Origin of the sequence: Pseudomonas sp. EA_65y_Pfl1_P113 (assembly GCF_963970525.1) — a bacterium.
GTDB lineage: Bacteria > Pseudomonadota > Gammaproteobacteria > Pseudomonadales > Pseudomonadaceae > Aquipseudomonas > Aquipseudomonas tritici.
Genome location: NZ_CAXAQM010000015.1, coordinates 64,709 through 79,599, shown reverse-complemented (window position 1 = coordinate 79,599; position 14,891 = coordinate 64,709). Strand labels below are relative to the sequence as shown.

The following is a 14,891-nucleotide window of genomic DNA, read 5'->3' as shown; positions in this document are numbered from 1 at the left end:
AATGAGCGCTTGCCTGAATCGGATGGCCGCATGACCGACAGTTTCGTCACCCAGTGCCCGCATTGCCAAGCGCGTTTTCGCGTCAACCACGCCCAATTGAGCGTGGCCCGCGGCGTGGTGCGCTGCGGCTCGTGCCTGCAAGTGTTCAATGCGGCTCGCCAGTTGCTGGAGCAGCGCGGCCCAGTGCCGGCGCCGCAGCCTGATCTGCCTGCTGCCGAGCCTGTTCCAGACATCACACTTGAGGCACCGCGGGCAATCAGCCAGAAGCAGTGGGCCGCCGAAGAGCTCGACCTGGACAACCTTGACCTGGACGAAGAACTGGCCAAGCTGGAACGTCGCGAGATTCAGCACACGCTGCCGGCGGGTGCAGAACGTCGCCAGCCCGGCGCCGAGCGTCACCAAAAAGAAGAATCCTTCAGCGCCAGCCGCGACACGGTTAAAACCGAAGAAGAAAAATGGGCCGCCAGCCTGTTCAGCGAACCGCCTGAAGAGCGCGGCCAAAGCACTGAAGCCAAAGCCGAGCCGACGAACGCACCTGCGACCAAGCTGCGCACCGAACCGTCCATGTCGCTCCACACCGACGATATCGACGATGAACCGCCACTGCGTTCAACGCCAGAAAATGACGATACCGATCCGCCGTTCACGCCATTGACCCAGTCGGCCGATGACGTTGAACCCGAAGAACGCCCCAAACCCCGGCGCAAGCGCCCGCGCGCCGAAACGAGTGTGCACGACGACCAACTGCTGGATCTCGAAGACGACCCGCTGCACCTCTACGCGCAAAAGCGTCCGGCCAGCCTGGGCCGTCGCCTGATCTGGCTGTTGCTGGTACTGATCGCTGCCGCCAGTCTCGCAGGCCAGTACATCGCCTACCAATTCGACGATCTGGCCCGCCAGGACGCCTATCGCCCCTGGTTCCAGGAACTGTGCCCTACACTGGGCTGCACCGTGCCGTCGCGGGTCGATATTGCCCATATCAAGAGCAGCAACCTGGTGGTGCGCAGCCATCCGGACTTCGCCGGGGCGCTGGTAGTGGACGCGATCATCTACAACCGCGCGATGTTCTCCCAGCCCTTCCCGCTGCTGGAGCTGCGTTTTGCCGACTTGAACGGCGGCCTGATTGCCAGTCGTCGCTTCAAACCCGCCGAATACCTCAGCGGCGAATTGGCCGGCGTTAGCGAAATGCCATCGCAGGTCCCGATTCATATCTCCCTGGACATCCTCGATCCGGGCAATAAAGCCGTGAATTACAGCCTGAGCTTTCACTCGCCCGAGTAAATCAAGGCCCGCATCTTGGATTGAATGGCTGGACCATCGGCAACCAAACCGGTGGCGATAAGAAAATAACTGTTCAGATTTTATCCAATTCAGCCTTTATCCAGTCATCGAGAGCGGGTATCATGCCAACCCTTTTTCGAACTCTAATGATCCGGCCCCACAACAGGGAAGTCCTATGTCGGCGGTACGCATCGGCCCATACACATTGCAGAACGGCTTGATTCTCGCCCCGATGGCGGGCGTCACTGACCAGCCCTTTCGTCAGCTGTGCAAACGTTTGGGCGCGGGTCTAGTAGTCTCGGAAATGGTCACCAGCGACATGAGCTTGTGGAACACCCGCAAATCGCGGATGCGCATGATCCACGAAGGTGATCCCGAGCCACGCTCGGTACAGATCGCCGGGGGAGATGCACAGATGCTCGCGGATGCGGCCCGGGCCAACGTGGAGTTGGGGGCGCAGATCATCGATATCAACATGGGCTGCCCGGCCAAGAAGGTCTGCAACAAGGCCGCCGGTTCCGCGCTATTGAAAGATGAGCAGTTGGTTGCCGAGATCCTGCAGGCCGTTGTCGCCGCAGTGGATGTGCCGGTCACCCTGAAGATTCGTACCGGTTGGGACCGGGATAACAAGAACGGCCTGACGGTGGCGAAGATCGCCGAACAGGCAGGAATTACAGCGCTGGCGGTGCATGGCCGCACCCGCGCCGACCTTTACACCGGTGAAGCCGAGTACGACACCATTGCTGCGATCAAGCAGGCGGTGTCGATGCCGGTGTTTGCCAATGGCGACATCGACTCAGCCGAGAAAGCCCGGCGCGTACTGCACGCAACCGGCGCCGATGGTTTGTTGATTGGCCGGGCCGCCCAGGGGCGTCCGTGGATTTTTCGTGAGATCGAGCATTTCCTGCGTACCGGCGAAGTGTTACCGGCGCCAGGGTTGGTCGAGGTGGAACGTATTCTGCTAGAGCATTTGAATGCCCTGCACGTCTTCTACGGAGACGTGATGGGCGTGCGCATTGCTCGCAAGCATGTCGGCTGGTATCTCGCAACCTTGCCGGGCGCCAAGGAGTTTCGCGCCCAGTTCAATCGTTTGGATGAAACGCAGGCACAGGTCGCCACCGTTCGTGAGTTCTTCGCCGAACGTGACAACAGCCTGGAAACAGGGGATGCAAAGGGGGTGGCCGCATGACGATGATGACCGAGACTTTAGTGAGTGGAACAACACCCGTGAGCGACAACGTCAATTTGAAACAGCACCTCAACACGCCGAGCGAAGAAGGCCAAACCCTTCGCGGGAGTGTCGAGAAGGCGCTGCACAATTATTTCGCCCACCTTGAGGGCGCTTCCGTCACGGACGTGTACAACCTAGTGCTCTCCGAAGTCGAGGCGCCCTTGCTCGAAAGCGTGATGAACTACGTCAAGGGCAACCAGACCAAAGCCAGTGAGTTGCTGGGCCTCAACCGTGGCACCTTGCGCAAAAAGCTCAAACAATACGATTTGCTGTAAGCATTCAATCCAACCAGAAAGGCGCCCGCGTAAAACCGGTCGCCTTTTTTGCTGACTCCTTTGCTTTTGATGGAAATTGAAATGACCGACCAGACTACCCGCCTGCCGATCCGCCGCGCCTTGATCAGTGTTTCCGACAAGACCGGGATCCTCGAATTTGCCCGGGAGCTGGAAGCCCTGGGTGTGGAAATCCTCTCCACGGGCGGGACCTTCAAACTGCTGCAGGACAACGGCGTGGCCGCAGTGGAAGTGGCGGACTACACCGGTTTCGCAGAAATGATGGACGGTCGGGTCAAGACCCTGCACCCGAAAATCCACGGCGGCATTCTCGGCCGTCGCGGCATCGACGACGCAATCATGACCGAGCACGGCATCAAGCCGATAGACCTGGTGGCCGTTAACCTCTACCCGTTCGAAGCCACCATCAACAAGCCAGGCTGCGACCTGCCGACCGCTATCGAAAACATCGATATCGGCGGCCCAACCATGGTGCGCTCGGCGGCCAAGAACCACAAAGACGTGGCCATCGTGGTTAACGCCAGCGACTACGCCCAGGTGCTCGAAAGCCTGAAAGCCGGTGGCCTGACCTACGCCCAGCGTTTCGACCTGATGCTCAAGGCGTTCGAACACACCGCCGTCTACGACGGCATGATCGCCAACTACATGGGCACCGTGAACCAGGCCGCTGAAACACTCTCGACCGAAGGCCGCAGCCAGTTCCCGCGCACCTTCAACAGCCAGTTCATCAAGGCCCAGGAAATGCGCTACGGCGAGAACCCGCACCAGAGCGCGGCGTTCTACGTTGAGGCAAAACCGGCCGAAGTCGGCATCGCCACCGCGACCCAACTGCAAGGTAAAGAGCTGTCCTACAACAACGTGGCCGACACCGACGCCGCGCTGGAATGCGTGAAAAGCTTCGTCAAACCGGCCTGCGTGATCGTCAAGCACGCCAACCCGTGCGGCGTGGCCGTGAGCCCGGACGCTGAAGGCGGCATTCGCCAGGCCTACGAACTGGCCTACGCCACCGACACCGAATCGGCCTTCGGCGGCATCATCGCCTTCAACCGTGAACTGGATGCCGAGACCGCCAAGGCGATCGTCGAGCGTCAGTTCGTCGAAGTGATCATCGCGCCAAGCGTCAGCGAAGAAGCCCGCGCCATCGTCGCCGCCAAGGCCAATGTGCGCCTGTTGGCCTGCGGCGAGTGGTCGGCTGACCGCGCCGTTGCCTGGGACTACAAGCGCGTCAACGGGGGTCTGCTGGTCCAGAGCCGCGACATCGGCATGATCGGCAGCGAAGACCTGAAAGTGGTGACCAAGCGCGCACCGACCGAGCAAGAGATCAACGACCTGATCTTCGCCTGGAAAGTGGCCAAGTACGTTAAATCCAACGCCATCGTCTACGCCAAAAACCGCCAGACCATCGGCGTCGGCGCCGGCCAGATGAGCCGCGTGAACTCGGCGCGTATCGCCGCGATCAAGGCTGAACACGCCGGTTTGCAGGTCGTGGGTTCGGTAATGGCTTCCGATGCGTTCTTCCCGTTCCGTGATGGCCTGGACAATGCCGCAAAAGCCGGCGTTACCGCCGTCATCCAGCCGGGTGGTTCGATGCGTGATGCTGAAGTCATCGCTGCCGCTGACGAAGCCGGCATCGCCATGGTCTTCACCGGCATGCGCCATTTCCGTCACTAATCCACTAGCGTGGAGCGGCAAGTTTCAAGCTGCAAGCGACAAGTAAAAGCAGGACTTTGCCGCTTTTGATCTTGCTTGCAGCCTCTAAAATTCAAAGTCGCATGCTGCACTTCAGAGCAATGCAGATTGCTCTTAACTTGTAGCTTGCAGCTTGTAACTTCCTCCGAAGGAGTCTGACTTGAACGTCCTTATCATTGGCAGCGGTGGCCGTGAACACGCCCTGGCCTGGAAAGTTGCCCAGGACCCGCGCGTCCAGAAAGTGTTCGTTGCACCCGGCAACGCCGGCACCGCCATTGAAGCCAAGTGCGAGAACGTTGCTATCGACGTGCTCGCCCTTGAGCAACTGGCCGACTTTGCTGAAAAGAATGTGTCCCTGACCATCGTCGGTCCGGAAGTCCCATTGGTTGCCGGCGTGGTGGACCTGTTCCGCAGCCGTGGCCTGGACTGCTTCGGCCCAACCGCCGGCGCTGCCCAGCTGGAAGGCTCCAAGGCGTTCACCAAGGATTTCCTGGCGCGCCACAAGATCCCGACCGCCGACTACCAGAACTTCACCGAGATCGAGCCGGCCCTGGCTTACCTGCGTGAAAAAGGTGCGCCAATCGTGATCAAGGCCGATGGCCTGGCCGCTGGTAAAGGCGTGATCGTCGCCATGACCCTGCAAGAAGCCGAAGACGCCGTGCGCGATATGCTCGCCGGCAACGCTTTCGGTGACGCAGGTTCCCGCGTGGTGATCGAGGAGTTCCTCGACGGCGAAGAAGCCAGCTTTATCGTGATGGTAGACGGCAAGAACGTATTGCCGATGGCCACCAGCCAGGACCATAAACGCGTCGGCGACGGCGACAGCGGCCCGAACACCGGCGGCATGGGTGCCTACTCCCCTGCCCCGGTCGTCACCGCCGACGTGCACAAGCGCGTGATGGACCTGGTGATCTGGCCAACCGTGCGTGGCATGGCCGATGAGGGCAATGTCTACACCGGCTTCCTGTACGCCGGTTTGATGATCGACAAAGCCGGCAACCCGAAAGTCATCGAGTTCAACTGCCGCTTTGGCGACCCGGAAACCCAACCGGTGATGCTGCGCCTGCAATCGAGCCTGGTGCTGTTGGTGGAAGCCGCCCTGGCCCAGGCCCTGGACAAGGTTGAAGCGCAATGGGACCCACGTCCGAGCGTTGGCATTGTGCTGGCGGCCGGTGGTTACCCTGCCGACTACGCCAAGGGCGACGTCATCGAAGGCCTCGACGCTGCAGCTACGCTGGAAGGCAAGGTGTTCCATGCGGGCACCGCGCTGAAGGATGGCCAGGTCGTGACCGCCGGTGGCCGTGTGTTGTGCGCCACCGCCATGGGCGCCAGTGTCGACGCCGCGCAGCAGCAAGCGTATAAGCTGGCCGCGAAAATCGATTGGAAAGGCTGCTTCTACCGCAAGGACATCGGCTACCGCGCCATCGCCCGCGAACGTGGCGAAAACAGCTAAGCAGCCGACGTCAGTAGCTATCCGTTCGGCTAGGCAAGGGCCTCAGGCCCTTGCCGTATACAGGCCTCCCCGCGCATAGTTACGCCGTGCCTCAACCTACGAAGGGATTTCGCCGTGCGCTGGCTCAGGATCGCCATAGGTTTTACTGTCAGCCTGCTGACGCTGCTCTGCCTGTTCCCGGCCCAGGCCGCCGCGCAAGGCAGTGGCTGGGCAGTATTGCTTGATGAACAGGCCGACCTGCAGCTCAGCGACATCCGCTCCCCACGCTACACCAATCAATTCAGCCCCATCGAACTGGACCGCATTAGCGCCGCGCAACCGAACGGCGCGCTGTGGATACGTTTTAAGTTGCAACCCGGCAAGCACGAGCAAGTGCTGCGGGTATTTGCCCCGGATTTGTCCCACCTGAACCTCTATGTACTGGACGGCGATACCCTGGTGGAACAACAGAGCACCGGCACGCGCCAGCCCCAGACTGAGCGGCCGTTGCCCAGCAGCGACTTCATGCTGCCGATGCCCCAGAGCCAGAAACCGTTAGAGGTTTACCTGCGCCTGGTCTCGGGGCACGAACTGCGCCCGTATATCACCCTGGAACCGGCTGTGCTCGCCGCCGCCGACCAGACCCAGACGCTGATCTACGGGCTATTGTTCGGCTGCCTGCTGATGCTGATCCTGCACAACCTCACGCGCTTCGCCTACCACCGATCGCGCAGCAGCCTGTGGCTGGCGGCCTGCGAAGCGCTGTTGATGCTCAGCCTGGCGCTATTGCTGAACCTGTTGGGCCCATGGCTGCCGAACTGGCATGCAATCCAGACACCGGGCGCCTACCTGGCGTTGCTACTGACCGCGCCCTGCGGGCTGATGTTCGCCTACCGTTTCTTCATGCCTCTGGGCCCACATCCACTGAACAAGCTGTTGATGGCCGATATCCTGATCATCGTGCTGTGCGGCCTGCTGCTGTTGTTCGTCAACACCCTGCCGCTGAACATCATCACGTACGCGCTGGTGGCCCTGGCTGGCTTGAGCATGCTGTTTATCTCGGCCTATCACTGGCAGAAAGGCTACCGCCCGGCACGCTTGTTCGTGGCGGCAATGGTGGTATTCAACATCGGTACGCTGATCATCCTGCCGGCGCTGCTTGGCCTGACGATGATTTCGCCCCAGGGCCTGATAGTCACGCTGCTGGCGTTCATCTGCCTCAGCGGCTTGTTGATGAGCCTGGCGTTAGGCGAACGCCAGCGCGCGATTGTCGAGGCACGTTTCAGCCTCAGTCGCGACCTGGCAGCGAGCAATGCCGAGATCGCCGCCAAGGCCGAGTTCCTGGCCAAGATCAGCCACGAAATCCGTACACCCATGAACGGCGTGCTAGGCATGACCGAGCTGCTGCTGGGCACGCCGCTGTCGGTGAAACAGCGCGACTACGTGCAAACCATCCACAGCGCGGGCAATGAACTGCTTACCCTGATCAACGAAATCCTCGACATCTCCAAGCTGGAGTCCGGCCAGATCGAACTGGACGACGTGCAGTTCGACCTCAACGCGCTGATCGAAGATTGCCTGAGCATCTTCCGCGCCAAGGCCGAACAGCAGAACGTCGAACTGATCAGCTTTATCCAGCCCCAGGTGCCCCGCGTGATCAGCGGCGACCCGACGCGCCTGCGTCAGGCCATGTTGAGCCTGCTGGAAAATGCCCTGAAAAAAACCGACGAAGGCGAAGTGCTGATCGTGGTTGCCCTGGACGACCGCAGCACCACGCCACGCCTGCGCATTGCCGTCCAGGACAGCGGCCTGCCGATGGAAGCGGCCGAGCGCGACGCCCTTCTGCACAGCGAACTGCACAGCAAGAATTTCTTCTCGGCCACCCGCTTGAACGGCCACTTGGGCCTGGTTATCGCCCGTCAGTTGATCCTGCTGATGAACGGCGAGTTCGGCATCAAGAGCGGCAGCCATCAGGGCAGCACCCTGTGGCTGACCTTGCCGCTGGACCCGGAACGCCTGGAACACCCGACCTCCGACCTAGACGGCCCGCTCAAAGGCGCGCGGGTGCTGGTGGTGGACGACAACGACACCTGCCGCAAAGTGCTGGTGCAGCAATGCTCGGCCTGGGGCCTTAACGTCAGCGCCGTGCCATCGGGCAAGGAAGCCCTGGCGTTACTGCGCACCAAGGCGCACCTGCGTGACTACTTCGACGTGGTGCTGCTGGACCAGAACATGCCCGGCATGACCGGCATGCAACTGGCGGCAAAGATCAAGGAAGACCCAAGCCTGAACCACGACATCCTGCTGATCATGCTCACCGGCATCAGCAATGCGCCAAGCAAGATCATCGCGCGCAATTGCGGGATCAAACGTATCCTCGCCAAGCCAGTCGCCGGTTACACACTCAAGACGACCTTGGCGGATGAACTGACCCAGCGCAGCAAGGGCAACGTGCAACCGCGCGCGGTGCTCAGCGCACCAGCCGCCGTCACCGTACCCAGCGATTTCCGCATCCTGGTGGCCGAAGACAACAGCATTTCCACTAAAGTGATCCGTGGCATGCTCGGCAAGCTCAACCTCAACCCGGACACCGCCAGCAACGGCGAGGAAGCGCTGGAGGCGATGAAAGCCCAGCGTTATGACCTGGTGTTGATGGACTGCGAAATGCCAATCCTCGATGGCTTCTCGGCGACTCAGCAACTGCGTGCGTGGGAAGTCAGCCACCAGCGCATTCGCACACCCGTGGTGGCGCTGACGGCGCATATCCTTTCGGAACATAAAGAGCGCGCACGCCAGGCTGGTATGGACGGGCACATGGCCAAGCCGGTGGAGTTGTCGCAGTTGCGTGAGTTGGTGGAGTTTTGGGTGGCGCAGCGTCAGCAGCGTCCAGAGCACGCACCCTCCTGACGTGTAATGCAGAACCCATGTAGGAGCGGGCTTGCTCGCTCCCACATTTGGTCTCTGTCGCCTGATAGACTCTCAACACTTTTTCCGCCCGCGAGCCACTCACATGCTCCACGTGTTATTCAGCGTCTACCTGAAAATGCTGGTGCTTTACAGCCCGTTCTTCGTGCTGTCCTGCTTTATCAGCCTCACTCGCGGCTACTCCAGCAAAGAGCGGCGGCGCTTGGCCTGGAAAGTGGCGCTGGCGACCCTGGTCTCGAGCGTGTTGCTCTACCTGTTCGGCCGGGTGATTTTCAGCGTGTTCGGCATCACCGTCGACGCCTTCCGCATCGGCGCCGGCAGTGTGCTGTTTATCTCGGCCCTGGGCATGGCCCAAGGCAAATCAGCTGTGCAGACCGACAACGTGCAGCAGGACGTGACCATCGTACCGCTGACCATTCCCCTCACCGTCGGCCCCGGCACCATTGGCGCACTGTTGGTGATGGGTGTGAGCCAGCCGCACTGGGATGACAAGCTCACCGCCATCCTCAGCATCGCCCTGGCCAGCCTCACGGTCGGCGTGGTGCTGTACCTGTCCAACCGTATCGAACGCATCCTCGGTGACCAGGGCTTGCAGATTGTCAGTCGGTTGATGGGGTTGTTTGTGTGCGCCTTGGCCGCGCAAATCATCTTTACCGGGGTGCGCGGCTACCTGGTGCCCTAGATCCGGTACTTGGCGATCGCCAGTTGCACCTTGTCACCCGCGCTCTCGCGCATCAATTGGAGAGTCTTTTCGTTGACCACCGAGGTATTCAGCACCAGGCACGTCTGCCCGCTGAAGGCCTCGAACGAAGAACTGTCCCACTCCAGGAATGGCAGCCCTACCTGTTTACTCACGCTGTGGGTGCTGTAGGTCACCAGCACCATCATCAATTCACCCTCTGTTTCGGCACAGGACGCCAGGCCGAAATCACCGCCTTGGTGTACCGCGCTGTTGCGTTTGAACAGCTCGAAATTCGCAGGCGTCTGCTTCAATGCCTCCAATGCATCGGCGGCCAATTTAGGCAAAGCCGCGAGCAACGCTGCCGACAATGACGTCGACGCCAGCATGGCGCCGATGATATTCAACACCGCCAACTGCACGGTCAGCCCCTTGCCCGAACGTGAGACCCGCTCGAAACGGCTGCGCACCGGCAGCCAGCCCAAACCGACCATCACCTTGATAAATTCCTCGTACCAGACCTCGGTACCGCGCTGGATTTTCAACACATCGCTGACGTAGCTGCTGGCCAGCAGATAGCTCTTGCGAATGTATTCCCGGCTCAGGCCCGACAGGCCATCGGCAAACGAAATCACGCTGTTGTTGACCACCGCCGCGTTGAAATCGTCCCTAGTGTCCAGCGGCAATGCCTTCAGCGTTCCTGGCGCTCCCGGCAGTTTGTAGGCAGCAATCAATTTGCGCCTTTTTGTACTGTTGATCCTTCTGTGATGTCGCTCCATTTTGATTCTCCACAAGCACCCCAATTCGGGGCTTATGTCCACCCTAGTCCACCCACCGACGGGCTTGCCAGACGACAAACATCCCTTGACGCACCTCGTCAAACCACCGCGTCCAGCAATCGCGCGGCGTAACGGGTGAGTTTCCAGACGTCGTCGCAAAAAAAAGAAAAAGCCCCGAACAACGCCAGGAAAATCCCTGGATCATTCGGAGCTTTCCGGCAACCTGCGGGCCGTTTTCAGCAGGCAGGTTTCTCGCCGTACCAGCGCGGTGTGTATACCCATTCACCGCCACCGGCACGGGGGAATGTGCAGGTGGTGGACGAGCCGATCAGCACCATGGTGCGCATGTCCACTTGGTCCGGCGTCAGTTGCCCCAACGTGGTGACACGCAAAGTCTGCCCCGGACGGCCAATATCGCGGCCCAGCACCACCGGCGTGTGCGGCGTGCGATGCAGCGCGACGATTTCCAGGGCACGCCCCAGTTGCCACGGCCGCGAACGGGAAATCGGGTTGTAGAACGCCAGGGCGAGATCGGCCTGGGACGCCAGGTCCAGGCGCTTTTCGATGATCCACCAGGGTTTTAGGTTGTCCGACAACGACATCACGCAGAAGTCATGGCCCAACGGCGCACCGGCCTGGGCGGCGGTGGCCAGGGAGGCCGAGACACCGGGCAGGATTTCCAGGTCGACCTGATGCCAGGCCGGGTCGCTGGACTCGTGCAAGGCCTCGATAACCGCGGCGGCCATGGCAAATACGCCAGGGTCGCCGGACGACACCACCACCACCGAACGGCCCTGCGCGGCCAGCTCGAAGGCGTGGCGCGCACGCTGCATTTCTTCGCGGTTGTCGGTGCAGTGCTGCACCTGATCGTCGCGGAACGGCCCGGCCATGCGCACGTAGGTTTCGTAGCCAAGCACGTCAGTGCAACGCGCCAGTTCGGCTTTCACCGCCGGCACCATCAATTCGGCAGCCCCAGGGCCCAGGCCGATCACGGCCAGTCGGCCACGGGGGCGACCGATTTGCGCCAAGTCCAGCGGTTGCTCGGCAACGTTGATGAGGATATCGGCGTTCTGGGTAACGCTGGCAAACCGCAGCGGTACGCCGAGCTCCAGAGCCGCTTCATGCAACGATGCTTCGGCCATCTGCGTATCACTGGCCAGCAAGCAGGCCAGGGATTGCACGGCGATACCCGCCTCATGCAATGCCCTGCGCACACGCTCACCCAACTGAGCGCCTGGTTTGCAGGTCACACATACATTCTTCGGATAGATCAGCAACTCATTGGCCGCCGGCGTGCGCTCGGCGCTGCCCACAAGAATCGCCAGGCGCGCCTGTTGATCCTGCGGCAAGTTGGCCTGCGCCAGCCACGGCGCCGCGCCTTCGATGCGCACGCTTTCGCCGGCCAGCAGGTCCGAGACAAAACGCTTACCCAGCTCCAGATCCGCCAGTTCATACCCCGCGGGCGGATTGAGCAGGCACGTGCCGAAACGCAACTCACCACTGGTGGTGATTGCAGCGGCAACGTTCAAGGCAGCGGCGATTTCGCGGGCCATGATATTCACCCCGCCAAGGCCACCGAGCAACGGCACTACAGCACTGCCGTCTTCGGCCACGGCCAGCACGGCAGGTTCTTCGCCTTTTTCCAGCAGTAATGGCGCCAGGGTGCGAATGACGATGCCGGCGGCGCACAGGGCAATCAGCGGCGTGCCTTGTTGATAGAGCTGGCGCAGGGTCGCGCCAAACTCGCTATAGGCCTGGTCAGCCCCTTCAACACGTGCGGCCAAGCCGTGGATCATTGCGCCAGGGTAAACCTGCTGGATCTGGCGCGCAGTGGCCAGGCTGCCCTGCCCCAGGATGACAATCGCCGGGCGCATCAACCTTGCCACCGTTCGCCAGGCACGATGATCAGCGAAAAGTACGGCGACGACATCGGCTCCACCTGGTCCAACGGCACGATTTTCTGGTTGGCCATGGTCGCGCGCTCCACATACAGCGCACGCCCGGCCAGGCCGAGTTCTGCGAGCACCTGACGCACTTTGGGGAAGTTACGGCCCAGCTTCATGATCACCGCCGCGTCGGCATCCGCCAGGCGACGCTTGAGGTCGTCATGTGGCAACACGCCTGACAACACCGACAGGCTCTGGTTGCGATACACCAACGGCGCCCCCAGCACCGAGGCGCCACCTAGCATCGAGCACACCCCTGGGATGACTTGCGCTTCGTAGCGTTCGGCGAGACGGTCGTGCAGGTACATGTAGGAGCCGTAGAAGAACGGGTCGCCTTCGCAGATCACCGCCACATCGCGGCCAGCGTCCAAATGCGCGGCGACGTCGGCACTGGCGGCGTCGTAGAAATCGCTGATCACTTGCTCGTAGGACATCGGCGCCGGCAGCGCTTCGGTGGTCACCGGGTACACCAGCGGCATCAGGGTCTGCTGCGGCACCAGGTGATCTTCGATTATGCCGAAGGCGTTGCCCTTCTTGCCCTTGGCCACGAAGTACGCCACGACAGGCGATTCGCGCAGCAGGCGCAGCGCCTTGAGGGTGATCAGTTCGGGATCACCGGGGCCAACGCCCAAGCCGATCAAACGTCCGCGTGCCTGCATTATTCGACCTCCGTGGCCAGGGCATTCACCGCTGCGGCGGCCATCGCACTGCCGCCCAGGCGGCCCTGCATGATCACAAATGGCACGCCGCGGCTGTCGGCGGCCAGCATCGCCTTGGATTCAGCGGCGCCCACAAAACCTACCGGGAAGCCGAGGATCAACGCCGGTTTCGGTGCGCCGGCATCGAGCATTTCCAGCAGGTAGAACAACGCGGTCGGCGCGTTGCCGATCACCACCACGCTGCCTTCAAGGTGCGGGCGCCAGAGTTCCAGGGCGGCAGCGGAACGGGTGTTGCCCAACGCCCGTGCCAGCTCCGGCACGCTGTCGTCGCGCAGGGTGCAGATCACTTGGTTATTGGCCGGCAGGCGCGTGCGGGTCACGCCTTCGGACACCATCCGCGCATCACACAGAATCGGCGCGCCAGCGGCCAACGCATCGCGCCCGGCCTTGCCTGCGCCTTCGGAGAACTGCAGGCCGTCGATGGCATCGACCATGCCGCAGGCATGAATCACGCGCACCGCGAGTTTTTCCAGGTCGGCCGGGATGCGGTCCAACTTGGCTTCCGCGCGAATAATGGCGAAGGAGTTGCGATAGATCTCCTGACCGTCGCGGATGTAATCAATCATCGGTGTTGCTCCGTGGGCGAGCGCGCAGCAAGGCGCCCGTCGCTTCAATGGAAAGGTTGCGCGCGTGCAGCCGGCCGAAACCGGGATGGGCTGCTTCGCGGAAATAGAGGTCGTAGTGGCCGGGGCTCACGGCCAGCAAAGTCACCGGCGCGACGTGCGCAGCGGCGCAGGAACGTGGGCAGCCGGACAGGTGCACGTCGTGATCGGGTTTCAGCGCGGCGAGTTGCACCGCATCAGCCTTGGTGTCGGCCAGGGCTTTGCCGCACCCCCTGGAACCGGTGCAGGCTTTCATGCGCGCCAGGGGTTGGTCGATGGAGCAGAGAAAGCCCAACTGCGCCAGGCGTTCGGTCACGGCGTGAGGTTTTTCGACGGAGGGCAGTAGCACGCCCTGCCAGGGGGTGAAGCGCAAGGTGCCGTCGCCGTACTCGCTGGCGAGTTGCGCGGCGCCGTTGAGCATCGTCGAGTCCAGGCGACCCAGAGGTGCGATGGCGGCGACGTAGAACTGATTTTTTTGATCTTGTGGATAAGTGCCGAGGTGCAGCAAAGCGCCGCTGGGCGGGCGATGGAAGCTGTCGACTGGCAGCAGCGGCAGAGTTAGACGGCTCAGCAAAGTATCAACAGGCAGATGGCGCATTCGGGTCTGCTCTGGGGTAGCAAGGTCTAAAAATACTTCCAGCACGGCCACCACCAGCGCGTGGCCTTGCGTCAGAGGCACTGCCGCCAGCGGCGCATCCAGCCCCGGGCAACCGGCCAGGCCGAACGCGAGCAGCGTCTCACCCTCGCGTACAAACGCCGAAAGCCACAGGTCATGGTGATGTTCGAGCATCGCCAGGGCCTCTGCGCCATCCAACTGCACAGCGAACTTGGCCGACAGCTCATGGAAACGTGGGTGGTTTTGCAGGGTGGCGAGGATCTGATCGGCCAGCGGGCGGGTGTCGAACAGCATCTGCGGGTCGATACCGGCGCTGGGGCTGAGCATCAGGTTGCGCACATCGTCTCCGGCAGCGTTGCTCGGGCCGAGATCGGCGGACAGCAGCATGGCAATCAACGCGTCCTGCTCGGCGCCGATCCCGCGAATCTGCAGGTTGGCGCGGTTGGTCGCCTCGATCACCCCACCCGCATAGGCCTGGGCCGCGTCGGCGACCGCGTGGGCTTGCGCGGCGGTGATTGATCCGCCAGCCAATTTGATCCGGCAAATGCCGCCGTCCAGCGCCTGGACAATACGCAGCAACCCCGGACAAGCCGAGGGGCGCAAGGTATTCACAGCGGGCGTCTGGTTCACGGGGCTACCGGTTCGCGGGTAAAGGCGCGGTATTATGCCTGCTTTGTCCGGCGGCATGAAAAGCCTGCC

12 protein-coding genes are annotated in these 14,891 nt (G+C 61.8%); 7 read left to right on the top strand and 5 right to left on the bottom strand.

The features are described 5' to 3' along the window. Positions 1-30 precede the first annotated feature (30 nt). From AACY52_RS15675 to AACY52_RS15645, 7 genes are all read left to right on the top strand, one after another. Entirely contained in the window at positions 31-1,281 is a 1,251-nt protein-coding gene (locus AACY52_RS15675; protein ID WP_339415758.1) for a DUF3426 domain-containing protein, read from the top strand. A gap of 175 nt (positions 1,282-1,456) precedes the next feature. Further along, entirely contained in the window at positions 1,457-2,470 is a 1,014-nt protein-coding gene (gene dusB, locus AACY52_RS15670) for a tRNA dihydrouridine synthase DusB (protein WP_339415757.1), read from the top strand. Further along, positions 2,467-2,787, top strand: a complete 321-nt coding sequence (gene fis, locus AACY52_RS15665; protein ID WP_002555375.1) for a DNA-binding transcriptional regulator Fis — start codon at positions 2,467-2,469, stop codon at positions 2,785-2,787. The genes dusB and fis overlap by 4 nt, the downstream gene beginning before the upstream one ends. 81 nt (positions 2,788-2,868) lie before the next feature. Beyond that, positions 2,869-4,476: a bifunctional phosphoribosylaminoimidazolecarboxamide formyltransferase/IMP cyclohydrolase gene (purH, locus tag AACY52_RS15660; RefSeq protein WP_339435828.1), complete on the top strand. Its 1,608-nt coding sequence runs from the start codon at positions 2,869-2,871 to the stop codon at positions 4,474-4,476. 178 nt (positions 4,477-4,654) lie between these two features. Next, entirely contained in the window at positions 4,655-5,947 is a 1,293-nt protein-coding gene (purD, locus tag AACY52_RS15655) for a phosphoribosylamine--glycine ligase (RefSeq protein ID WP_339415755.1), read from the top strand. A 114-nt stretch (positions 5,948-6,061) separates the two neighbouring features. Further along, positions 6,062-8,833 carry a response regulator gene (locus tag AACY52_RS15650; RefSeq protein WP_339560600.1) on the top strand — a complete coding sequence of 924 codons (2,772 nt, stop codon included), beginning with the start codon at positions 6,062-6,064 and terminating at the stop codon, positions 8,831-8,833. A gap of 103 nt (positions 8,834-8,936) precedes the next feature. Then, the gene (locus tag AACY52_RS15645) at positions 8,937-9,533 is read left to right on the top strand and encodes a MarC family protein (RefSeq protein ID WP_003171467.1); all 597 of its coding nucleotides are present in this window, start codon (positions 8,937-8,939) and stop codon (positions 9,531-9,533) included. Here the strand turns inward: AACY52_RS15645 and AACY52_RS15640 are convergent. The 5 genes from AACY52_RS15640 to cobG form a co-directional block, all read right to left on the bottom strand. Then, on the bottom strand, positions 9,530-10,309 hold the full coding sequence (locus AACY52_RS15640) for a hypothetical protein (RefSeq protein ID WP_339560599.1): 780 nt from the start codon (positions 10,307-10,309) through the stop codon (positions 9,530-9,532). The two genes, AACY52_RS15645 and AACY52_RS15640, sit on opposite strands and share 4 nt — an antisense overlap. A gap of 236 nt (positions 10,310-10,545) precedes the next feature. Continuing rightward, complete coding sequence (gene cobJ / locus AACY52_RS15635) at positions 10,546-12,183, bottom strand: precorrin-3B C(17)-methyltransferase (RefSeq protein ID WP_339560598.1); 1,638 nt, start codon at positions 12,181-12,183, stop codon at positions 10,546-10,548. After that, a complete protein-coding gene (locus AACY52_RS15630) occupies positions 12,183-12,914 on the bottom strand; it encodes a precorrin-2 C(20)-methyltransferase (protein ID WP_339415749.1) in 732 nt (243 codons plus the stop codon). The genes cobJ and AACY52_RS15630 overlap by 1 nt, the downstream gene beginning before the upstream one ends. Then, a complete protein-coding gene (locus AACY52_RS15625) occupies positions 12,914-13,540 on the bottom strand; it encodes a precorrin-8X methylmutase (RefSeq protein WP_065874298.1) in 627 nt (208 codons plus the stop codon). Before AACY52_RS15625 ends, AACY52_RS15630 begins: the two co-directional genes overlap by 1 nt. Next, positions 13,533-14,879, bottom strand: coding sequence for a precorrin-3B synthase (gene cobG / locus AACY52_RS15620; protein WP_339415747.1), 1,347 nt, complete (start codon positions 14,877-14,879; stop codon positions 13,533-13,535). Before cobG ends, AACY52_RS15625 begins: the two co-directional genes overlap by 8 nt. Between the last annotated feature and the right edge of the window lie 12 nt (positions 14,880-14,891).

Bases quoted from the DNA above. Each gene is read 5' to 3' on its own strand.
- AACY52_RS15675 (WP_339415758.1), top strand. From the start codon at position 31: ATGACCGACAGTTTCGTCACCCAGTGCCCGCATTGCCAAGCGCGTTTT.
- dusB (WP_339415757.1), top strand. From the start codon at position 1,457: ATGTCGGCGGTACGCATCGGCCCATACACATTGCAGAACGGCTTGATT.
- fis (WP_002555375.1), top strand. From the start codon at position 2,467: ATGACGATGATGACCGAGACTTTAGTGAGTGGAACAACACCCGTGAGC.
- purH (WP_339435828.1), top strand. From the start codon at position 2,869: ATGACCGACCAGACTACCCGCCTGCCGATCCGCCGCGCCTTGATCAGT.
- AACY52_RS15645 (WP_003171467.1), top strand. From the start codon at position 8,937: ATGCTCCACGTGTTATTCAGCGTCTACCTGAAAATGCTGGTGCTTTAC.
- AACY52_RS15640 (WP_339560599.1), bottom strand. From the start codon at position 10,309: ATGGAGCGACATCACAGAAGGATCAACAGTACAAAAAGGCGCAAATTG.
- cobJ (WP_339560598.1), bottom strand. From the start codon at position 12,183: ATGCGCCCGGCGATTGTCATCCTGGGGCAGGGCAGCCTGGCCACTGCG.
- AACY52_RS15630 (WP_339415749.1), bottom strand. From the start codon at position 12,914: ATGCAGGCACGCGGACGTTTGATCGGCTTGGGCGTTGGCCCCGGTGAT.
- AACY52_RS15625 (WP_065874298.1), bottom strand. From the start codon at position 13,540: ATGATTGATTACATCCGCGACGGTCAGGAGATCTATCGCAACTCCTTC.
- cobG (WP_339415747.1), bottom strand. From the start codon at position 14,879: ATGCCGCCGGACAAAGCAGGCATAATACCGCGCCTTTACCCGCGAACC.